This is a genomic window from Methanosaeta sp. UBA458 (assembly GCF_002496085.1).
Classification (GTDB): Archaea; Halobacteriota; Methanosarcinia; order Methanotrichales; family Methanotrichaceae; genus Methanothrix; species Methanothrix soehngenii.
Window position 1 is genome coordinate 6,508 of record NZ_DAIK01000039.1, and the last position, 20,918, is coordinate 27,425.

Genomic DNA, 20,918 nt, shown 5'->3' on the forward strand with positions numbered 1-20,918 from the left:
TGAGTCGAGTCTGCGATCTCCATCAAGTCCAGCGATTCATCCAAGGGCATGCCCCTGGTGTGGACATAGAGCACCTCCAGCCTGCCGTTTCTGTTTGGTATGCCTATCTCAATCTCCCGGTCGAATCGGCCCCCCCTGCGAATGGCAGGATCGAGGGCATTGGGCCGGTTGGTGGCCGCTATCACTATCACCTCTCCCCTGGAGGAGAGGCCGTCCATCAGGGAGAGGATCTGGGCCACCACCCGCCTCTCCAGGTCGCCCGAGACCTCCTCCCTCTTGGGAGCGATGGAATCGATCTCATCGATGAATATGATGGAAGGAGCCGCCTTCGACGCTTCATCGAATATCTGGCGCAGCCGCTGCTCGCTCTCGCCATAGAACTTGGATACGATCTCCGGCCCGGAGATGGAGATGAAGTTGGCGTCGGTCTCGCCTGCCACCGCTCTGGCGATGAGCGTCTTTCCCGTTCCCGGAGGACCATGCAGGAGCACCCCCCGGGGAGGATTGATTCCCAGCCGGCTGAAGAGCTCTGGATGGCGCAGCGGAACCTCGATCATCTCTCTGATCTCCCTGATCTCCCGGGACAGGCCGCCGATGTCCTCATAGGATATGTCCCGCACATGCAGGGCCAGCTCATCCAGGGTCTCTCTGGTGATGCTGATGATCGTCTCCTGAGTTACCAGAACCGGCCCGTTTGGCATGGTGCTCACCACTGCCAGGTTGAGGCTGCTGTTTATCATCTCCACCCGCAGCATCTCACCCTTAACCACTGCCCTCCCCTGGAGCATGCGCAAGAGATACTGCTGTCCTCCCATGAGGCGGATCTGGCGGGTGGGGGCGACCACGATCTTTCTGGCGGGCCTGGCCGTGGCCCGGCTGACATTCACCCGGTTGTCTATTCCCGTCCCCAGGTTGGACCGGGTGTTTCCGTCGATCCTGATTATATCCTGGGGGTCCTCAGGAGTTCCAGGCCATGCGATGGCATAGACCTTATCCCGGGCATTGATCTCCACTACCCCGCCGTTCTCCACTCCCAATTGGGCGAGAATGATGGGATTGATCCTGGCCACTCCCTTCCCCGCATCCTTATGATATGCTTCAGCCACTCGAAGCAAAACTGATGCATCCTCTGCGGGCTTCATGCCTCCCTGGACGATCTCCTCGATGCTGGGGCCGGGTTCATCTCCCGGAGAGGGATTGTCTGCAGATGGCGAGGACGTTGATGATGACGGGTTGCTTGAGGATCTTCTCATATGCTCCATTGCTGACCTCTTAAGTGCACTGCACTGCGCTCTTTGAGCTTATTCAAGCTATCTAAAACCACCGCTTCTGGAACCTCCAGCCTGGTCGCGAGCTCGGATGAATTTGCGCCGCCGCAGAGCAATGCAGTCATGATCTCCGACTCCAGCTGGTTCTCTGCCCGAAATCCGGCAACGCTGGATGCTCTCTGCTTGATCTCCATCTCTCGCGATTCGATCTGGGCCAATAGTTCGCGCAGCTCATACCTTTTTTTCTCCAGGCCCAAGAGCTCATCTTTGAGCATCTTCAGATCCAAAGAGGCCTCAGCCTCCTCAAAGCCCGAGTCGTCCTTTGGAGCATCTTCTGAAAGATATGCCCGGACCCCATATGAATGAGGAGAGACTGCTACCTCCAGAACGGTTCTCCTGGCAATGCGGAAGTATTTTCTCCGTCCCTCTTCTTGATAGCACTCCACCAGCCCCGCTCTCTCCAGCATCTCCAGGTGGTCGATCACCGCTTTCGGCCCTACATCCAGCCGTTTGGCCATCTCATTGAAGTAAAAGGGGCGGAAAGAGAGGAGCTGGAGGATACGTCTTCTATTTTCATTCCCCAGAATGTCAAGAAGCTCAATAGGATCCAACATGTTGCTCATAATAATTCATTGAACTTATGGTTAGTAACGTTAGGTTATAAATCTTGTGGTCTTGATCGAACTCCAGAAGCATCGATTGCGGCAGCAGTTGCAGAAAAAATTGGAGGAGAATCTCATATCCTCTAATCGATGCCAAGGATAGACCAGAAGGATAGAACTCCGATGGCGATGAGGAGCAGATTCACCAGCTTTTCGTGCCCCACCCTCCAGCGGGCCAGGGTGAATTTGGTGCTGATCAGTACATGCACCAGGAAGAAGAAGACCAGGTACAGGTCCAGCTCTGTGTGCATATGTTTGGCCTGACGTAGAGGAAGAAGGATTCCATTGTTCCAGGCGTATCCCGATATCAAGAAGATGATCATGAATATGAGAAGTATCCAGGCAGATAGCCTGTTTATCTTGACGAGCATCCGGCCGGCGTTCAGGGAAAGTCACCGCATTGGGATCGAGGTGCAGGGATAAAAAATGATGGTTTCATTTGGATTGATGGCGGCCATATAAAGCCAATATTCGAGCTATCCTGATATCAAAGCAGGAAAACATTGTTGGATGCTCATTTTTGGCAGGCGGCAATCGGATTATTGCTGCTCGCTGCAGAGACTTGCGGATCCTTCTTCCTCTCCTTCCACTCATTCGTAGAGCACAACCTCCACCATATCCCCCTCCTCGAATCCCTCCAGCTCTTCGGGCACAACCACAAAACCGTCCGCCCGGGCCACGGAGCTCAGTATCCCCGCCCCGGAGACCATGATCGGCTCTACCTGGCCATCCTCTCTGAAGGCCACCCGGACCAGGCTCAGATAGCCGGGCTTGGAGGTCATCTTGCGGACCACTCTGGCTTGAACACGCTGCGGCTCATCATCCAGATGAGCCATCCTCTTTATGGCCGGACGGATGAAAAGATACAGATTGGAGAGCGCTGCCACCGGATAGCCGGGCAGGCAGATCACCGGCCTGCCGGCCACGTCCCCGAAGGCAGTGGGCTTGCCCGGCTGGAGGCGGACCCCATGCACATAAAGCTCTCCCATCTCCGATAATATGCGGGGGGCATAGTCCTTCTCCCCAACGCTGGTCCCGCCGATGATGACGATCATGTCGGCATCCAGGTTTGAGCTGATGGCCTCGCGAATTCGCTCAGAATCGTCCGGGACTATCTTCGTCTTACGGACATTTGCCCCCCATTTCTCTATATAGAGTCGGGCCATGAGGCCATTGATCTCATAGGCCTCTCCAGGCTCAAGCCTGCGGGCGCCGATATCCACCAGCTTGCCGCCAGTGGGGATTATGACCACGTCCGGCTTTGCATAAACCCTGACCCTATCAATTCCCAGAGCAGAGATCAGGGCGAGATCAGGAGGTCTCAGCCTGTGCCCCTCGGTGAAGATCGTATCCCCCTCCATCACGTCCTCGCCCGCTCTGGCCACATTCTTGTAGGCGTGAGCCTCGGCAGTCACCTCCAGCACCTCGCCGCGAACCCTGGCGTCCTCAAGCATCACGATGGCATCATATCCTTCGGGAACCACCATCCCTGTACGCTGAGGTATGAAGTCCGGGATGAATCTGGGACCGGACGGCCTGGCGCCCTTGGTATCAGTAGATCGAACGGCATAGCCGTCCATGGCCGACCGGTCAAAGGCAGGAAGATCAGCAGAAGAGCGGATGTCCTCCGATGCTACTCGATCTAATGCACAGGAGGTATTCAGCTCCTCAATATCCTTGAGGGGAAGACATCGCTCCAAGAGCATCCTTCTCGCCGCTATTGCCCCGGAAAAGCGTTTGAACATGCAGCATAGACTTGAATGATCCTGGATAAATGCTTTTGTATATATTCTAGATATCATGTGAAAGCTTCATATAATGTTATGATGGAGGGGTGGGCATATTGACCTGTAATATTGGGCGGATGATTTAATGGAAGCTGTTGTATGGTTGGAGGATGTCGGCAAGGAAGACCTGTCCATTGTCGGCGGCAAAGGCGCAAGCCTCGGCGAGATGATCGGTATAGGCGTTCCCGTTCCTGGTGGTTTTGCGGTCACTGCTCAGGCCTTCAGGGATTTCATTAACCGGGCGGGCATCGCGGATAAGCTCTTTGAGGCACTTAACGTCGATGTGAACCAGGAGACTGAGCTTCATCGAGCCGAGCAGACGGCAAAAAAGCTCATCATGGATGCCAAGGTGCCGAAGGACATTGAAGAGGCCATAAAAACCCGCTACGAGGAGCTGTGCAAAAGGGAAGGAAAGCAGGTTTTTGTGGCGGTAAGGTCAAGCGCCACCGCCGAGGATCTGCCCGACGCCAGCTTCGCCGGCCAGCAGGAGACCTACCTCAATATGCGCGGCGCAGAGGACGTATTCAATGCCGTGCGCAAGTGCTGGGCATCCCTTTACGGGGCCAGGGCCATCTTCTACCGGGTTGAGCAGGGCTTCGAGCACAATAAGGTCAATCTATCCGCAATAGTGCAGTTGATGGTGGACTCAGAGAAGGCAGGAGTGATGTTCAGCTCCCAGCCAAGCACTGGCGAGCCGCTGGTGGTCATTGAGGCAGCATGGGGTTTGGGGGAGTCAGTAGTCAGCGGCAGCGTATCACCGGACAACTATGTGGTGGACCGGAAGACCAAGAAGATAGTGAACAGGTATATCGCCACCAAAGAGATCATGATCACCAGAGATGCCAAGACCCATAAGACCACCACTGCCAAGGTCCCTGCCAAGAAGAAGGAGGCAGTGGTCCTCACCGATAAGGAGATAATCGAGCTGGCCAGGTACGGCGAGATCCTGGAAGAGCATTACGGCCTCCCTCAGGATATCGAGTGGGGTGTGGAGAAGAACAAGATCTACATCCTCCAGTCCCGTCCCATCACCACCATAAGCAGCGAGAAGAAGGCAGCCGGCCCAGCAGCATCCGGCAGCGGCAAGATCCTTTTGAACGGGCTTGGTGCAGCACCAGGTGTGGCCAGTGGCATTGTGAAGATTATCACCAGCGGCAGAGACCTGGACAAGATCAAGCAGGGCGACATCATGGTCACCAAGATGACCATGCCGGATATGGTTCCTGGGATGAAGCGGGCCGGTGCCATCGTCACCGATGAGGGCGGAATGGCCTGCCATGCAGCCATCGTCAGCCGAGAGCTGGGCTGTCCTGCAGTGGTGGGAACCAAGAAGGCCACCAGCATTTTGAAGGACGGCATGGAGATCACCGTGGATGGGGGCAAGGGGATCGTCTACGAGGGCATAGTGGCTCAGGCTGCGCAAGCGAAGGCTGCCCTTCCAGCGACTGCAGGAGGCGTCTTCTACTCCAAGCCAGTGACCGCCACGGAGATCAAGGTCAATGTCAGCGAGCCGGACAGGGCAGAGGCGGCAGCTGCTACCCAGGCCGATGGGGTGGGCCTGCTCAGAATCGAGCATATGATCTTAGGCATGGGCAAGACACCCAACTGGTATATCAGGAGCGGGAAGACTGAGGAGTACATATCGGAGCTGATCAGTGGCATCAAGGTCGTTGCCGATGCTTTCTATCCCCGGCCGGTCTGGGTGCGCACTCTGGATGCCCCCACGGACGAGTTCCGGGCCATGGAAGGCGGAGAAGGAGAGCCTCATGAGCACAACCCCATGCTGGGTTGGAGGGGCATCCGGCGGGATATGACCGAGACCGATCACTTCCGCCTGGAGGTCAAAGCCTTCAAGAGGCTGCATGAGATGGGCCTGACCAATGTGGGCATCATGCTGCCCATGGTCCAACATGTCAGCGAGTTCCAGAAGGCCAAATCCATAATGAGGGACGAGGGCCTGGACCTGGATAAGATCGATGTAGGAGTCATGATCGAGACACCAGGCGCCGCTCTGACCATTGAGGACTTCATTGAGGATGGAATAGACTTCATCTCCTTTGGCACCAACGACCTCACTCAGTATACCCTGGCAGTAGATAGAAACAATGAGAATGTGGCCGGGCTGTACTCCGAGCTTCATCCCGCCGTCCTGAAGCTGATCGAGTATGTGGTGGAGCAGTGCCGCGAAGCGGGAGTCAAGACCTCCATATGTGGCCAGGCTGGCTCCTATCCGGAGATGGCCAAAAAATTGGTCGAGATGGGCATCACCAGCATATCCGCTAACATCGATGCCGTGGCCACCGTCAGGGATACCGTGGCCAGGAGCGAGAAGATCCTGATCCTGGATGCTCTGAGAAATAGAGATTGAAGCACAGGGACCAAATCAGGCAGATAGCCAAAAAGGTCAACAAGTCAGGTCAAAGATCCGAAATGAGAGAGAAGGCCCTTCCTGCAGATGAGGTAATGGCCATTTTGGAGAGGACGAGAGAGCGCGACTACAGCTATGACCGCTTCCTCTCCACCATGTGCACCCGTCCCCATCCTATAGCGATAAAGGCTCATGACATGTTTCTGGAGACCAACCTGGGAGATCCGGGGCTGTTTCCGGGCGTAGCAGGGCTGGAAGAAGAGGTAGTTCGCATGCTGGGAGAGCTCCTGGGCTGCCCTCTGGCCCGGGGCTATATCTCCACCGGTGGCACTGAGTCGAACATCCAGGCCATTCGGGCGGCCAAGAACGAGTCCGGCAAGTGTGGGGGAAATATCGTCGTTCCTGCATCGGCTCATTTTTCATTTGACAAGATCGGAGATCTTCTCTCTTTGGAGGTGCGTAAAGCAGAACTCGATTCCCAGCTCAGGGTCGATCTCTCCTCAGTGGAGTCGCTGATCGACGAGCATACGGCAGCCCTGGTTGGAATAGCGGGAACTACGGAGTTCGGACAGGTGGATCCGATCGAAGAGCTATCCGATCTGGCCCTTGAATGGGGTGTTCACTTGCACGTCGATGCGGCATTTGGCGGATTCGTCCTCCCATTCCTGGATAGATCCTTTGCCTGGGATTTTTCCCTGCCAGGGGTCAAATCAATCACAATAGATCCACATAAGATGGGGCTTGCCACCATTCCCGCCGGCGGCCTGCTCTTTCGCAACCAGGAGTGCATGAACGCCCTGGAGACCGAGACCCACTATCTCACCAAGGCCAGACAGGCTTCCCTGACCGGCACCAGGAGCGGTGCTGCAGCCGCTGCCACCTATGCTGTGATGATGCACCTGGGCAGGGAGGGATTCAGGGAGATGGTCGGCTATTGCATGGATCTAACAGATCATCTGGTCCGGGGGGCAAAGGAGATCGGCGTTGAGCCACTGATCGAACCGGTGATGAATGTGGTCGCTTTAAGGGTCCCAGAGCCCTCTAAGGTTCGTGAGAGGCTTATGGATCGCGACTGGCACGTCTCCATAACCCGGGAACCAAACAGAGCATTGCGGCTTATCCTCATGGGGCATATGAGCCATGAAAACGTCGACCTATTCTTGAAGGACCTGAAAGAGGTCCTGTCTGAATTTGTTTAGAATCGGCCAGACCAAATCAATATAGCGCAGAGTGCAAAAGCCCAGCTATTTAAATAAAACTGCCAAAAAGAGATTATAATTCCCTGCCATCCAGGACGGGACTAAGGCCAGAGGCCAAAGGCGATATTCAGGCCCATAACGACTGCGCCCGCGCCAATGCAGACGCCGAGCACCATCTTGGGGCTGAACTTGATCGAGTCATCATCGGCCTCAAAGTATCGCATCAGGCCGGCTGATGATTGGAGGCCGCTTCCTTCATTCTTTTTTCTTGCCATGCTCCAATCATATCCCATCATCATCTTAAGAAGATTGCGGTTTCGACCGGCAGCAATTATGCAAATCCGAAATGGCCTCGGGCAGCAATCTATGCTGCCAGCCAGCCATTAACATCCTGGAAGGGATAGTTATCTATTGCAATTCCTCCTTTGATCGATCTGGGCCAGTCGCTGCTGGGGTTGCCCCTGGCGGAATGATCGCTCCAGTAGTTTCCGCCCGTGTTGTTGCCGGCATCCCAGCTGTTGCCGCCTTCGGTATCTATCGAATGCTCTATGTTATCTATGAAGTTGTTGTGATAGATTGTATTCCCGGTGGAGAATGATAGCTGAGAGCCAAGGGAATTGGCAGTGATATTGTTCTCATAGATCTGGTTGTCATTCGAGAGATTCAGCCAGATTCCTGTGACCAGATTTTTCTGGACAGAATTATCGCGAATGATATTCTGATTGCAGGAAAGGAGCGATAAGCCGTTCTGTTCGTTTTCCGATGCGACGTTCTTCTCAATCCGATTCCCATCCGATGAGTACAGGAACAAGCCACTGTATCCATTGCCATTAAAGAGGTTGCCCAGGATATCGTTTCCGGATGAATTTATGAGCCGCATGCCAAAGCATTCTGAGATATTGCTGTTGATGATGCTGTTGTTCATTGAATCGAACAGGAAGACGGCATCGCGGGTTATTGTGATATTATCTACTGCCATATTCCTGCAGTATGCCATGGTTAGATGGGCCAGTTGCCTATCCCTGATCTGCGTCTCAGACTGGTCAAAGAGATAGGCTATAGGGACGAAGTCGACCACATTGGATTCATCTATACTGTTATTGAATCCCTCTTTTGTCTGGCTCTCCACATAAAGGCTCCAGGTAACATTCTGGAAGCGATTATCCTGGAGAAGGTTAGCGGGAGATTCTATGAGCATGATCCCTCGGAAGCCATCGGTAAACTCGTTTTCCAAGATCTTGCAGTTGCCAGACGATGTGATTTGCATTGCAGCATCGGTTATGCCCACAAATTGGTTTTTCAAGATCCGGTTATCTTCAGCCGCGCCGATATCTAGGGCGATGACAAAGTCTCTTGCCAGGTTTCCGATGATTGAATTTTGGCTGGAGTTGTCCACTCTTATGCCGTAATCCCCCTCAATGAGGCTGTTGTTATTGATATTTAGACCGTATGCATCCTGTATGTAGATGGCATTATTGCTTTGGGTGATATTGTTATACAGCAGCTCAGTATTTTGGCAATCAAGAGCGGCCAGACCGATTTCACCTCCATCGATCTTATTTCTCTGAAAGACAACATCGCTGACATTGGCAAGAAGTGAGGCCCTGCTGGTGGAATTGCCTGCATCGTCAATCATAACCAGATTGTCGCTGACATAAAGGCCGCTGCCATTTAGCAGCAGGATGCCATGGCTTCTGCTCTGAATATCATTTCCCTCAATCTGGACCTGGCTGGAGTTATCAAGCCATATGCCCCAATAAGCATCTGATATATTGTTCTCAATGATGCTGTTTCCATCCGCCTCTCCCAAGAATATAGAGATATTGCAGCTGGTGATCTCATTTCCGTCTATGCTGTTATTTTCCGATGCATCTCTCAGTGCCACCCCGCCCTGGCAATTCATTATGAGGTTTCCATTTATCGAATTTCCCTCCGAGCCGCTTGCCAGAATTGCCGGGCTGGCATCCTCGAAGACATTATTCTCAATGCGGTTTTTTCGGGAGAGAAGATGAACAGCCGCACCAGAATAACCTTGAAATGTGAGCCCCTCCAGGTTGCAGCCGTCCGAAGATACTGTCATTCCTGTCTCTTTGCCCTGGCCGGAGAGAATTATGGGGCCGATCTCTCCTATCAGAGGCATAAGGCTTAGGCTCTTGTTCAGGATAACCTCCTCACTGTAGTTTCCTGGCTTGACGTATATCGTATCGCCATCACTGGCTGCGATGACGGCATCTTGAATTGTTTTGTAATTAGAGAAACCGTCATCATCAACGATATAAGTTCTCGCGCCGCTAACCGGAGAAAGCCAGATGAGCAAGGCCATGAAGATGATCAATGGTAATCTTGGCATGACTACTACTTGCCAAGGCACCTTTTATAGTTAATGCAATTGAGGAGAGGAAGAGACAGTTCTCCCAACCCCTTTATTTCCCGTGGAAAAATAGTCTCGGATTTCTTTCCATGATGAATGAAAAATCTAAGAAAGTGTGCCAAAATGTGCGGCCCATTCAATAATGTTTTTTTGATAGTTATACAAATAATGAGGAATCTGCGTTTGATATCGTCTCGTTCCTGAAGGTGTATCAATGCAATTCTTTATTTTCTTTTTTCGTAATTCGCAGAACTGAATATCGAGCTATGGGATTGAATGGCGGTCGTTGATCATGCCCAAAAAATATGCTGAGATCTCTGGCTATAAATTGAAATTTCGTCAATCAATGCTCAACTTTCGTCCATTTGCTGAATCAGCTCGCCCCATCAAGTGCAGCAAGTTCATTGGTTTATGGATAAGAGGAAAACCTTATCTACTCTCCCTCCTTGTTACCAATGGACGATGATTAAATGACAGATATTGTGCCGCACAAACACTGTCTGGTCTGCGGCAATTCAGTGCGCGCAGACGAGAACTTCTGCGATGAGCTCTGCGAGTCGAAATATAAGTCAGCGCAGAGAAAGCAACAGATAATGTTCATAATATTTATAATAATAATGGGATTGATATTGATTCTGCCGTCGATCCTAAGGACAAATGGGTAAAGATGCGAGATATTGCCTTAACTTTATTATTATCAATGACAATAGTCCTATTAATCGGCGGCAGCGTTAGTGGTGAGTGCATTGAGATCAGGGATGTCACAATGCATCTGGACAAAGATCGCGCCACCTTTGAACTGAATTACACTCTGGATACATTCACCCGCCTTTATGTGCTCGCTTTGGGATGCCGGCATTTGGAGCCGGACCTGATCTCTTTCCTGGGTGGGTACAAAGATGTGAAGCTCATAAAGGCAGACGAGAATGGTGCGGCTCTTCAGGTCAACGGGGCGGGAAAGAATATCGATGACTTCTACCTATTTTACTCCTGTCCTTTTGGCTCAAAGGATAAACCGCTGAAAAAGGGGATAGAGAAGCTATCCGTGGTATATCCTGAGGGCAAGATTGAGACATTTTACAATGTCTTCTCCACGCAGAATGTCTTTTGTGGGGAGTAAGACGATATTCTATGCAAATACCATTCTGCGGGCTTGTATGACCATCAGATGGCCATATCATCTGATATCGAAGGCTATATCATTGAGAAAAAACGCATGGAAACTGCTTGGAGCTGAAACAGATCATGAAAGGCATCAACGACAAATTTCCCCATCTGCCGGAGAGGATCGCCGGATTAAGAAAGCTGACCTACAACCTATGGTGGAGCTGGCACCCTGAGGGCAGAGAGCTATTTAAGCTCCTGCACAGGCAGGGCTGGCATCTGAGCGGCCACAATCCAGTAAAGATGCTCAACCAGATGGATGCGCATATGCTCAAAGTTGCATCAAATGATACTCATTTTCTGAGGCATTATGATTCTGTTATGGCCAGGTTCGAGGGCTATATGGAGCCTGAAACTAGCTGGTTTTGTGCCGGCAGCCGTGAGCCGGAGAGATGTGCTATTGCCTACTTCTCAGCAGAATACGGCCTGCATCATGCCCTTCCCTTTTATGCCGGCGGTCTGGGATTCCTGGCCGGGGACTACCTGAAAGAGTGCAGTGACCTGGGCATCCCTCTGGTAGGATTGGGATTCATGTATCCCCAAGGCTACCTCCGCCAGATGGTCTCAGCAGACGGCTGGCAGATTGGGGCTTGCGAGATGTTGGACAGAGAGAATGCGCCCATTCACAAGGTGCTGGACGGGGATGGAAACCCACTCTCGGTCAAGGTTCCAGTCATGGACCCTCCCCTCACACTTGAGGTCTGGATGGTTCAGGTGGGAAGGACCAAGCTCTATCTGATAGATACCTCCAGCGAGGCCAACGAATCGCAGAACCGGATCATCTCCGACCGGCTCTACACCGGCGACCGGGAGATGCGCCTGCGCCAGGAGATTGTCCTGGGAATCGGCGGGGCAAGGGTATTGCGGGCTCTGGGCGAGGATTATTCCGTCCTTCATCTGAACGAGGGCCATCCCGCGTTCGCCGTGCTGGAGAGGATCAGAGAAAAGGTCGAACAGGGGATGAACTACAGCGAAGCCTCTGAGCTGGTCAGAAATACCACAGTGTTCACCACCCACACCCCGGTTCCTGCAGGGCACGATGCTTTTGCCTATCCGCTTCTGGAAAAGTATCTCTCATCCTATCTTCCAACCCTGGATCTTTCTATGGAGGAGTTCTTGAGACAGGGTCTCAATCCCGACCGGCCTGGTGAGTTCAATATGACCGCCTTCGCTCTTCGCAACTCAGCCTACCGTAATGCTGTGAGCAAGAAGCATGGAGAGGTGAGCAGGAGCATGTGGCAGCCCCTGTGGCCTCATCTTCCTGTGGATGAGGTTCCCATCGATTATGTCACCAATGGGATTCATGTCCCTACCTGGATCGATCGCCGGCTGGGTTATGACATCTTCAGCCGCTATATGGGCAGGACCTGGCTGGAGGAGCATGATGAGAGCCGCATCTGGGAGCTGGTCTGCGAGATTCCGGATGAGATCATCTGGAACCACCATAATGCCATGAAAAACATGCTGATCACCAAGATAAAGGAGCGAGCGCGGAACAAATGGCTGGAAGGTGGTGCCGAACCAGGCCAGATCATGGCCTCTGGAGTGTTGCTCGATCCCGCCGCCCTCACCCTGGGGTTTGCCAGGCGCTTCGCCTCTTATAAGCGACCTACCCTTCTCCTGCAGGATATGGATCGGCTGAGAAGGATTCTCAATGATCCCTGGAGACCGGTTCAGATCATCTTTGCAGGAAAAGCGCATGGGGACGACCAGCAGAGCAAGATGCTCCTCCAGCAGGTATTCAATGCCGCCAAGGATAGAGTATCCGGTGGCAGGATTGCATTTGTCGAAGACTATGATGAGCTGCTGGCCCAGTATTTGGTGCATGGCGTCGACGTCTGGGTGAACAACCCCATCCCTCCCATGGAGGCGAGCGGAACCAGCGGAATGAAGGCTTCGGTGAATGGCGTTCCCCAGCTATCCGTCCTGGACGGCTGGTGGATTGAAGGGTACAATGGCAAAAACGGCTGGGCGTTCTCTGGTGCGGATGATGGGCTACAGAGAGATGCCAAGGACGCAGCCTCTATCTATACTCTTCTGGAGAAGGATATAGTGCCACTGTATTATAATCTGGGCGAGGATGGCATTCCTCATGGCTGGGTGACGGTGATGAAGGAGGCCATCAGGATGAACGGTCCAAACTTCTCTGCCACCCGCATGGCCAAGGAGTATACTGACAAGTTCTATCGCCAGGCCATCGATGCCGCCATGATGGAAAGGCAAAAGAAAGAACGAGGATTCGTAAAGCAGGATCTCTTCGGAAGGTTCTGATCGAACTCATGCCGATCTCCTGAGGCTCCTCGCTATTTGCTATGGGTGAACTTGAATCGCAAAAACTCTATGTCTCTGTGCCTCAGTGGTGAACCGCTACGCACTGACCCAACCATGGAGATGCAGAGGAACAGAGGCCATATCCTCTGCCTGAACTCACCCCATAATTCAGCGAAACCCTCTCCAGATACAGCTATCGATCTTTTGGTTAAGGCAGGATCCTGATCAGCTCTCGATCGGAATCAACCTCGATACAGGTTCCGTTCTTCAGCTGAAGGATGTCGGACGGTACCCTGTCCACCAGAGGGATGCCGCTGATGATGGCGCCTACGGCCACGATTGGCTCAGAGCGAAGGTTGATCATGGCCGCGGGGGCCAGATCTCTTTTCTTTAGCTGATAGATGACATAAGAGCCTACCGTAGATCCCTTTCCTCCGGGGAATATGAGCACCTTGCCGCTGATGCTCTCGCCATATAGCTCATGGCCGGGATCGACCACCATTCCCGTCCTGGGGTCGATATTCCCCAGAAATGAGATGGCCATTTTCGTTGCCAGTGACGGGCCGCTGGCAAAGCCTGAGGCCACCTTATGGCAGGAAATCTCCCTCACGATCTCTTCCTCCCCAAAGCAACATCGATGCACTCCTCCAGGCTGCCGAAGGTAGCATCCACCCCCCCCAGCCCGGGCAGGTATACCAGGGCCTTGCCGGAGTTGACCATCATCTTTTCAAATCCTTCTGTTGCGGGCGAAACCACCATACAGGTATCGCAAAAAACCCTGGCTCCGGATGATTCGATCCTGGCAACCAGATCGGGGCAGGCATCCTTGATCTTCCGGGCGGTGCAGACCCACATCTCTTTTTTCACCTTCTGCCCGGCCAGGAGATCGGCTATCCTCTCCAGCTCTTCTCCAGAGCAGTGAGGGCAACCCAGGGCCACTATATCGGCATCGTCTCCCCCGTGCTCATCATAGACCGCCTCGATCTCTTCCCACTCGATGCTGATCCTCTCGCATCCATCATAATTTGCGGTAGGCTCGGGCGGCTTGGGCGTGACGCCATCCACATAATAAAGGGCCACTGAGCCGCTGGCAGCCATCGCTGCCCCCAGGGCCTTTAGCTCGTCTTTAGTGGGAGAAGAGCGAAGACGGAAGAGGGGAACTCCATCCCCGACCTCTTTGCCAACCAGAAATCCAAGAGCACCATAGTCAGAGCCCTCAAGTTCCGCTTTCGCCTCGATGACATGGCTGGGCTGCCGGTTGTGATCCAGATGGTAGCCATATAAAGCGGTCTTGCCGATCAAGGCAGCAGCCAAGGCAGATGGTCCTCCCTCCCGATTGGTCCGGGCGCCAATAACCGAGTTGGCATAACAGACCGCTGAGGACTCGCTCCAGGCCAGGTGGTCTCCCCGTTCGGCCAGACTATCATAGATCTGATATGGAGTGCAGGTGCAGTCGATGATCACACCCAGCCGGCGGTAAGCCTCTATCGTCTCCCGCTGCTTAGAGGCAAATTCCTCGCTGATTCCCATCTCTTTGTAGCGAAAAAGGTCCATCCCGGCAGGATTGAGAATGCTGGGAACGACCACCTGGCCCTCAAGATCGGATATCCATTCCAGGCCAGCGTCCCCGATATTCTTGTAGGAGACCCCGGCGATCTGCACCGATCTCACAGGCACGAGCCTCTCTGCCCCATAAATGTCGCCCAGGGCGACCAGGATCTCCATCATCCGCCGGAGGGTCTCCCCCCGATCTCCCCGGTATATGGCCTCTTCATCGCGAGACAGATACATGCCCAAGACTTCTCCTTTTGGGTATAAATCCTTTCCAGAAGATCCCAGCTGAAACTAAACCAGGCGGAAGATGGGATGGGTGGCCTCGGGATAGACCTCCAGATCCCTTACCGCCTCTGCCACCAGAATATCGGCCATGGCCGCTGCCGGAAAGATGACCTCGCCGCTCTCAATGGGTCCATAGAGGAGAAAGTCGCCTCCCATGGCAAGCTGCATGCAGGCAGCTGCGGCATCGCAGCAGCTTCGGTTGCTCTTCATCCTATCCTTGAGCCACTGCCAGGAGCTGACTGCATTATGAATTCCCGAGCCAACAGGCAGTCCGAGGCGTGATTTGGCAACCACCGAGAAGCGCAGAGAGGACCCCGCTCCGCTGCCCATCGGCACCACCCCTGGATCGATGAGAATGTTGCTGATCCCAAGCCTCTTTGACAGGGGTATCAGCCCCTCGTCTCTCACCAGGCCACCATTCTCCAAGATCCGCATGGCTCCTTCCACTCCCGGCTCACCGGGATTGTAAGCGAGGATGATGGCGCTGTCAACCTCATTCTCCAGCAAGGCCCGGGCCTCGGCATCATCTGTGGCAATGCTTATGCTGTTATATATGGCTTTGTCTGCATACCCCAATTCCGAGAGCAGCGATAGGGCTAAAGAGCGAGTGCTCCTCTCTGCCGAGTCGACGATAAACGGCCCCGACCAGACCTCTTCCGCAAAATCCAGATACTTCTGCAGGGCGGAAACGGTCCGGGCATAGATATGTAGGACAAAAGGGCAACCGGTCTCACTGGAAAGCTCAGATTGGCGCAGAACTAGCCTCTCCGCTGCGGCCCGATCGAATATTCCTCGCTCATCATCCTCCACAATCCTGTGCCCCTGATAGAAGATGGTGCCGCAAAGGACGGTTGGCAGCTCTCCGGGCTGGCCTCCGAACCTTACCCCGGCCACATTCACTATGGTCTGCTCATTCTTAAACCGGAACATGATCTCATCCCTCGGAAGCAACCAGCCATATGGCCGTGTCCATGCTGACTCCCGCTCCAAATGTTAGATCGCTATCGCCTGATAACATCTCCTGACGGGCCGCCTTTCTCTTGATCACCTGGTAGGGCTCCTCTGGAAAAGGCATTGCGAGGTGATTGTATTGGGAGACTAGCTTTTCAATCTCTTTCATGTCCTCCAGGCCAATCCTGTCTATAAGCTCCACCTGCCGCTGAAAACGCTCGACGGCCTGAACGGAGAGGTTCTGAATGAAGGGTATCGCTCCCTTCGATCCGATTATCCTCCCTTTCTCATCGATTCCATTTTTATGGAGAGCGAGCAGAGTATTTCCTGGCAGATGGCCCTTCGACTCCACTCCGCAGACGATGAGAAACCTTATGTTGCTGTTGCTGATCACATTGGCCACTATCTTCTCCAATCCCAGGTTCTCAGTCTTGCAGGGTCCGGATATGGCTGTACCCCTGGGGTTGAAGACGCTGGCTAAAGTGACCACCGCCACTCCTGCTCTGGGGTCGCCTAACCGATATTCGCCTCGAACCGGCGGCCAGGGATCCAGATACCCCTGATTCGCATAGTCACATTCGATTTTTTTGCATTCCTCAGCCATATGGCTCCTGCAGATCTGATGATGGATTGATCCGCATATCTTTCTGGGTTGACAGATCGGCATATAATTGTTTCTGATTTCCACAAGAATGTCTCTCACTTAAATGGCTATGAAAAATTGAAATATCATGATACAGGATAAACATGCGTGATCTGAAATGGTAACTACTTCGCAGGAATTTGGTCATACAAAGAGATGGTGGCACTAAATGGCCTCATACAAGGAGAGAATCCTGGAAGTCATAGGGGAGTCTGAGGTGGGCCTGACCACGGTTGATGTGGCCAAAAAGGCAAGGGTCAGCAAGACTACAGTGATTAAGTATCTCTCTATGCTCAGCTCTGAGGGGGAGGTCGAGTTCGTGGAGGTGGGACCTTCAAAGCTCTGGAGGACGAGAAACACGAGCGCGAGGCATGGGGAAAGGAAGGAAGGGGCGATGAATGCGGAGGCATTTCCCATGATGGACATAGATTTTCATAACGGCGAGGACGAGACTATCTATTTCTCATTTCGGGTCAAAACGGAACAGATATGCAAACTGTTGAAGCGCGCCAAGAGATGCGAATGTGATACCACAGAGAGTTGATGGAGGATGAATTATATGCAAAGCAATGAGCAGCCCTCCATACCTAAGGAGGTCAAAGAATTCTTTCATGTCGATAAAGGCCAGACGCTTCTCATCAAGGGCATGCCGGGGACGGGCAAGACCACCCTCGCCCTGGAGATCATGAGCAGCCTATGCGAAGAGAGAAACGGAATATACATATCCACTCGAGTGGATCCAGCGCGGCTCTATGCCACAAATCCCTGGATCGAGAAGGTCCTCATGCCCAGGAACGTGGTCAATGCCACTCAAACCAAGCTCTTGGGTAGCCTGAATAAGACGAGCAAGGATCTATCCAACTATTATGCGGTCATGGACTTCTTTCGGCTCTTCTTCGAGGAGACGGAGGAGATGGACAATCCCATGATCATCATCGACAGCTGGGATGCAGTCCTCAACTACACCTCCCACTTGATAGGCACCTCTCAGCACAGCTTCGAGCAGAACATCTGTGAGTTTGCCCGTGATCTGGACACTCACCTCGTTTTCGTCTCCGAGTTCGCTGATGTTATGCCCCTGGATTACATCGTCGATGGGGTGGTGACCATGGAGCAGTTCAATCTGCCCGGCCACGCCGGAGGGAACATGAGGAACCGCTACGTCCGGCAGATCAAATTAGAAAAGCTGCGCGGGGTCAAGATCAATCAGAAGACCTACACTGTCACATTGCACAATGGCCGGTTCAGGTTTTTTGAGCCCTATCGGGAACATAATGATGCGCGAATCGTCAGCGATGGGGTGAGGGTTCCCGATCCTTCTGAAGACCGAATATCTACCGGCATCCCCGACCTGGATATCGTCACCGGCGGTCTGAAGTACGGCTCGTGCAACGTCTTGGAGATTAATCATGGAGTGGGCAAAAGGTATTATCAGATGCTGACCGCCTTGGCCTCAAATGCCATCAAGAACGGCCGGGGAGTGTTCATCCTCCCCAGCATCGGCTATCAGCTCAGTTCAAGGGACATCTTTGTGCCCACCAATGTTATCGTCTCCCAGCCGGAGGGGGATGACGCCAGGGCCTGGGGAAAGGATCTGCTGGAGAAGTGGGATGCATTGCGAGAAAGGACTGGCCGTCCCATTCTGAACATAATCGGCCTGGACTCCATTGAGTTCTCCTTCGGCTACAAGGAATCGCTGAATCTGACCAACCTGATGATCAGAAACTGGAAGGAGACCAACGACATCAATGTGCTGGTGGTAAAGAGCGGCCAGGAGAGCATGAACATGGCCATTCACACCGCAGACACCTATTTCCTGGTAAATGAGCTGAACGGAGGGCTCTGCCTCTATGGGGTCATACCCAGGACTGAGCCCTACAATATGATTTTGGAGGACAGGAATAGGATCAGCCTGACGCCCATTGTATAGGTGGGCGGAGCAAGTCCAGTTATTGCAGGATTTCATGGAAAAGGCTCGTTTCAGCGGCGAAAAAAAGGAGGTATGGTTTCTGGCTAATTTATCTGTGGTATGCTGCTTACCGCCTCCGGATTGGATAGTGCTGATACATCACCGGTATCCTTGCCCAGCGCCTTGGCCTTGATGACGCGGCGCATGATCTTGCCGGACCTGGTCTTGGGCACATCCTTGACGAAATAGACCTTGTCTGGATAAGCAACCGGGCCCAGGACCTTCCTTACGTGAGTGGAGATATCCTTCTTGAGCGACTCCTCCTCAACCACTCCTTCCTTGAGAATAATGAATGCAACGATCTTCTCGCCCTTGACCTCATCGGGCTCACCGATAACAGCGGCCTCTGCGACCTTGGGATGAGATACTGCAGCGGACTCAACCTCAGCGTTGGATATTCTATGTCCTGCTACCTTAAGCACATCATCTATTCTGCCCTGGATCCACCAGTATCCGTCTTTGTCACGGGTGGCCTTGTCTCCTGCCAGGTATGTGCCGGGCTTGACCTGCCAGTACATATCCCAGTACTCCTTCTTGTACCTGATCTCATCTCTGAAGAAGGCGCGGAGCATGGACGGCCAGGGGGCCGTTTGGACGATATTGCCCCCGTAGCCCAGTGGGACCGAGTTGGCATCCTCGTCGTAGATATCGGTGTTCATGCCGGGCAGCGGAAAGCAGACAGAACCCGGCTTCTCAGGTGTCATGGCCAGCGGTGCAACGACATGGCATCCTGTCTCGGTCTGCCACCAGGTATCCATGATAGGTGCCTGGTCGGAGCCTATGTTCTTTCTGAACCACATGTAGGCCTCTGGATTAAGCGGCTCGCCTACCGATGCCAGAATTCTGATGCTGGACAGGTCGTACTTCTTGACGAATTCCTCACCGGATTTCATAAACATCCTTACAGCGGTGGGTGCGCTGTAGAATACAGAGACGCCATACTCCTCAATGATGGACCACCAGCGGCCCAGATCCGGGAAGTCGGGAGAGCCTTCGTACAGGATGCTGGAGGCACCCAGGATCAGCGGACCGTAGATCACGTAGGAGTGTCCGGTGATCCAGCCTGCATCAGCCGTGCACCAGTAGACGTCATCATCGTGGACATCCAGCACCCATGAGGTTGTCTGGGCTGCACCAACAGCATATCCGCCGTGAGCGTGCTCAATACCTTTGGGCTTGCCGGTTGTGCCGGAGGTGTACAGAATGAACAGCCTATCCTCCGGATCAAGCGGGACGGTTTCACACTTGGTGGACTGGCCAGCTACGAAATCGTCATAATAGACATCTCGGCCCTCAGTCATGGGCACAGAGACTCCTGTCCTCTTGACTACTATCACCTTCTTAACGGAGGGTGAGTTCTTCAAGGCCTCATCGACATTAGGCTTGAGGGGCAGGGGTTTTCCGCGCCTGTAGAAGCCGTCGGCAGTGACGACGACCTTGGCCTCGGCATCGTTGACCCTGCTGGCCAAGCCGCCTGAGGAGAATCCAGAGAACACCAGTGTATGAATAGCTCCGATCTTGGCGCATGCCAGCATGGTGATGGGCTGCTCTGGAATCATAGGAAGGTACGTAACAACTCGGTCTCCCTTCTCTACTCCCACGCTCTTGAGGGCGTTGGCCAGCCTGTTGACTTCTCTATAGAGCTGATAGTAGGTGATAGCTTTTGCATCGCCCACGGGCTCGCCGACGAAGTAGTAAGCTACTTTGTTGCGTTTCTCGGAGTGGGCATGCCTGTCAACTGCATTGTAGGCCACATTGACCTTGCCGCCAGTAAACCACTTGTAATGGGGCTTTTCGGAATCGTCGAGAATCTGGGTGTAGGGCTTGAACCAATCGACGAAGGTCCTGGCCATCTCATCCCAGAATTCTATGTAATTGTCCGAGCACCACTTGCGCATTTCATTCTCAGTCTTGAAGCCCTTATTCTTCATCCACTGATACGAATTCGAGTGCTCAATAATCCATTGCGGAGTATTGAAAATCCTTGTCTCTTCCTGGAGAACAGCCGTTTTTGCCGTATCCGATTTCATATTATAACATACCTTATTATGGTATATTAGGATTTCGCTCCATCTCTTATTTCAAACCATCATCCGAAAAGAAACATATCTGCAGCCGTTTCTGCGACATCACGAAAACTTTATCAATCAAATATTATGTTAATATCATCTTGTGAAACAATTATCTGTACTAGTGGAAGATGATGTTCTAGAGGCTATCGAGAAGCGCATATTGGCCTCTGGCCGCAGCAAGAGCGACGTCGTCAGGGATCTCCTAATAATCGGCCTGAAAAAACCTCCCACTTCCGCATACAGAGATCTTGTAATGGATGCCATTGCAGCACATGAAAAGAGATTTCACGCAACGGAGAAAACTGAGGAACCATGAAGAATAAGAGATGCAAAAGTCAAACAGCGCACCCCGCT

The 20,918-nt window shown here is 53.0% G+C and carries 19 protein-coding genes; 8 read left to right on the top strand and 11 right to left on the bottom strand.

The annotated features are described in order from the left end of the window. From BP822_RS02275 to BP822_RS02290, 4 genes are all read right to left on the bottom strand, one after another. Window positions 1-1,142, bottom strand: a 1,142-nt coding sequence (locus BP822_RS02275; protein WP_394339422.1) for an AAA family ATPase, incomplete at its 3' end; no start/stop codon positions are given. A 107-nt stretch (window positions 1,143-1,249) separates the two neighbouring features. After that, window positions 1,250-1,882 carry an ArsR family transcriptional regulator gene (locus BP822_RS02280; RefSeq protein ID WP_286877633.1) on the bottom strand — a complete coding sequence of 211 codons (633 nt, stop codon included), beginning with the start codon at window positions 1,880-1,882 and terminating at the stop codon, window positions 1,250-1,252. A 131-nt stretch (window positions 1,883-2,013) separates the two neighbouring features. Further along, window positions 2,014-2,301: a hypothetical protein gene (locus BP822_RS02285; protein WP_273278489.1), complete on the bottom strand. Its 288-nt coding sequence runs from the start codon at window positions 2,299-2,301 to the stop codon at window positions 2,014-2,016. 219 nt (window positions 2,302-2,520) lie between these two features. Beyond that, on the bottom strand, window positions 2,521-3,675 hold the full coding sequence (locus tag BP822_RS02290) for a molybdopterin molybdotransferase MoeA (RefSeq protein ID WP_013720276.1): 1,155 nt from the start codon (window positions 3,673-3,675) through the stop codon (window positions 2,521-2,523). A 127-nt stretch (window positions 3,676-3,802) separates the two neighbouring features. On the opposite strand from BP822_RS02290, the gene ppsA reads away from it, so the two are divergent. Further along, on the top strand, window positions 3,803-6,085 hold the full coding sequence (ppsA, locus tag BP822_RS02295; RefSeq protein ID WP_286877634.1) for a phosphoenolpyruvate synthase: 2,283 nt from the start codon (window positions 3,803-3,805) through the stop codon (window positions 6,083-6,085). 62 nt (window positions 6,086-6,147) lie between these two features. Beyond that, window positions 6,148-7,284, top strand: coding sequence for a tyrosine decarboxylase MfnA (gene mfnA, locus BP822_RS02300; RefSeq protein WP_048133301.1), 1,137 nt, complete (start codon window positions 6,148-6,150; stop codon window positions 7,282-7,284). A 101-nt stretch (window positions 7,285-7,385) separates the two neighbouring features. Here mfnA and BP822_RS02305 read toward each other — a convergent pair whose 3' ends face one another. Then, window positions 7,386-7,559 carry a preprotein translocase subunit Sec61beta gene (locus BP822_RS02305; RefSeq protein WP_048133298.1) on the bottom strand — a complete coding sequence of 58 codons (174 nt, stop codon included), beginning with the start codon at window positions 7,557-7,559 and terminating at the stop codon, window positions 7,386-7,388. A gap of 89 nt (window positions 7,560-7,648) precedes the next feature. After that, the gene (locus tag BP822_RS02310; protein ID WP_083804730.1) at window positions 7,649-9,634 is read right to left on the bottom strand and encodes a NosD domain-containing protein; all 1,986 of its coding nucleotides are present in this window, start codon (window positions 9,632-9,634) and stop codon (window positions 7,649-7,651) included. Window positions 9,635-10,125: 491 nt separating this feature from the next. On the opposite strand from BP822_RS02310, the gene BP822_RS12920 reads away from it, so the two are divergent. The 3 genes from BP822_RS12920 (at window position 10,126) to glgP (ending at window position 13,090) form a co-directional block, all read left to right on the top strand. Further along, window positions 10,126-10,320: a DUF2116 family Zn-ribbon domain-containing protein gene (locus tag BP822_RS12920; RefSeq protein ID WP_048132445.1), complete on the top strand. Its 195-nt coding sequence runs from the start codon at window positions 10,126-10,128 to the stop codon at window positions 10,318-10,320. A 35-nt stretch (window positions 10,321-10,355) separates the two neighbouring features. After that, on the top strand, window positions 10,356-10,775 hold the full coding sequence (locus BP822_RS02315) for a hypothetical protein (protein ID WP_157863809.1): 420 nt from the start codon (window positions 10,356-10,358) through the stop codon (window positions 10,773-10,775). Window positions 10,776-10,882: 107 nt separating this feature from the next. Further along, window positions 10,883-13,090, top strand: coding sequence for an alpha-glucan family phosphorylase (gene glgP / locus BP822_RS02320; protein ID WP_013720269.1), 2,208 nt, complete (start codon window positions 10,883-10,885; stop codon window positions 13,088-13,090). Between the two features lie 208 nt (window positions 13,091-13,298). On the opposite strand, the gene BP822_RS02325 is transcribed toward glgP, so the two are convergent. From BP822_RS02325 to BP822_RS02340, 4 genes are read right to left on the bottom strand one after another with little or no spacing between them, the layout of a single operon-like run. Then, window positions 13,299-13,700, bottom strand: coding sequence for a DUF126 domain-containing protein (locus BP822_RS02325; RefSeq protein WP_013720268.1), 402 nt, complete (start codon window positions 13,698-13,700; stop codon window positions 13,299-13,301). Next, window positions 13,697-14,881: an aconitase X gene (locus tag BP822_RS02330; protein ID WP_013720267.1), complete on the bottom strand. Its 1,185-nt coding sequence runs from the start codon at window positions 14,879-14,881 to the stop codon at window positions 13,697-13,699. Before BP822_RS02330 ends, BP822_RS02325 begins: the two co-directional genes overlap by 4 nt. 54 nt (window positions 14,882-14,935) lie before the next feature. Then, a complete protein-coding gene (gene mtrH, locus BP822_RS02335) occupies window positions 14,936-15,859 on the bottom strand; it encodes a tetrahydromethanopterin S-methyltransferase subunit H (protein WP_013720266.1) in 924 nt (307 codons plus the stop codon). A gap of 4 nt (window positions 15,860-15,863) precedes the next feature. Beyond that, window positions 15,864-16,484 carry a tetrahydromethanopterin S-methyltransferase subunit A gene (locus BP822_RS02340; protein ID WP_013720265.1) on the bottom strand — a complete coding sequence of 207 codons (621 nt, stop codon included), beginning with the start codon at window positions 16,482-16,484 and terminating at the stop codon, window positions 15,864-15,866. Between the two features lie 208 nt (window positions 16,485-16,692). On the opposite strand from BP822_RS02340, the gene BP822_RS02345 reads away from it, so the two are divergent. Continuing rightward, window positions 16,693-17,067 (top strand): FaeA/PapI family transcriptional regulator, encoded by a 375-nt coding sequence (locus tag BP822_RS02345; protein ID WP_013720264.1) that lies wholly within the window; start codon window positions 16,693-16,695, stop codon window positions 17,065-17,067. 15 nt (window positions 17,068-17,082) lie between these two features. Beyond that, window positions 17,083-18,453, top strand: coding sequence for a gas vesicle protein GvpD P-loop domain-containing protein (gvpD, locus tag BP822_RS02350; protein WP_013720263.1), 1,371 nt, complete (start codon window positions 17,083-17,085; stop codon window positions 18,451-18,453). An 83-nt stretch (window positions 18,454-18,536) separates the two neighbouring features. On the opposite strand, the gene acs is transcribed toward gvpD, so the two are convergent. Next, window positions 18,537-20,522, bottom strand: coding sequence for an acetate--CoA ligase (gene acs, locus BP822_RS02355; protein WP_013720262.1), 1,986 nt, complete (start codon window positions 20,520-20,522; stop codon window positions 18,537-18,539). A gap of 142 nt (window positions 20,523-20,664) precedes the next feature. Here acs and BP822_RS02360 point away from each other — a divergent pair, with 142 nt between their 5' ends. Next, window positions 20,665-20,880 carry a ribbon-helix-helix protein, CopG family gene (locus BP822_RS02360; RefSeq protein ID WP_157863808.1) on the top strand — a complete coding sequence of 72 codons (216 nt, stop codon included), beginning with the start codon at window positions 20,665-20,667 and terminating at the stop codon, window positions 20,878-20,880. The last annotated feature ends 38 nt before the right edge of the window (window positions 20,881-20,918 follow it).

Coding starts and splice junctions, on each gene's coding strand:
- mtrH (WP_013720266.1), bottom strand. CDS start 15,859: ATGTTCCGGTTTAAGAATGAGCAGACCATAGTGAATGTGGCCGGGGTA.
- BP822_RS02330 (WP_013720267.1), bottom strand. CDS start 14,881: ATGTATCTGTCTCGCGATGAAGAGGCCATATACCGGGGAGATCGGGGG.
- BP822_RS02305 (WP_048133298.1), bottom strand. CDS start 7,559: ATGGCAAGAAAAAAGAATGAAGGAAGCGGCCTCCAATCATCAGCCGGC.
- BP822_RS02290 (WP_013720276.1), bottom strand. CDS start 3,675: ATGTTCAAACGCTTTTCCGGGGCAATAGCGGCGAGAAGGATGCTCTTG.
- acs (WP_013720262.1), bottom strand. CDS start 20,522: ATGAAATCGGATACGGCAAAAACGGCTGTTCTCCAGGAAGAGACAAGG.
- ppsA (WP_286877634.1), top strand. CDS start 3,803: ATGGAAGCTGTTGTATGGTTGGAGGATGTCGGCAAGGAAGACCTGTCC.
- BP822_RS02315 (WP_157863809.1), top strand. CDS start 10,356: ATGACAATAGTCCTATTAATCGGCGGCAGCGTTAGTGGTGAGTGCATT.
- BP822_RS02285 (WP_273278489.1), bottom strand. CDS start 2,301: ATGCTCGTCAAGATAAACAGGCTATCTGCCTGGATACTTCTCATATTC.
- BP822_RS02310 (WP_083804730.1), bottom strand. CDS start 9,634: ATGCCAAGATTACCATTGATCATCTTCATGGCCTTGCTCATCTGGCTT.
- mfnA (WP_048133301.1), top strand. CDS start 6,148: ATGAGAGAGAAGGCCCTTCCTGCAGATGAGGTAATGGCCATTTTGGAG.
- BP822_RS12920 (WP_048132445.1), top strand. CDS start 10,126: ATGACAGATATTGTGCCGCACAAACACTGTCTGGTCTGCGGCAATTCA.
- gvpD (WP_013720263.1), top strand. CDS start 17,083: ATGCAAAGCAATGAGCAGCCCTCCATACCTAAGGAGGTCAAAGAATTC.
- BP822_RS02340 (WP_013720265.1), bottom strand. CDS start 16,484: ATGGCTGAGGAATGCAAAAAAATCGAATGTGACTATGCGAATCAGGGG.
- BP822_RS02280 (WP_286877633.1), bottom strand. CDS start 1,882: ATGTTGGATCCTATTGAGCTTCTTGACATTCTGGGGAATGAAAATAGA.
- BP822_RS02345 (WP_013720264.1), top strand. CDS start 16,693: ATGGCCTCATACAAGGAGAGAATCCTGGAAGTCATAGGGGAGTCTGAG.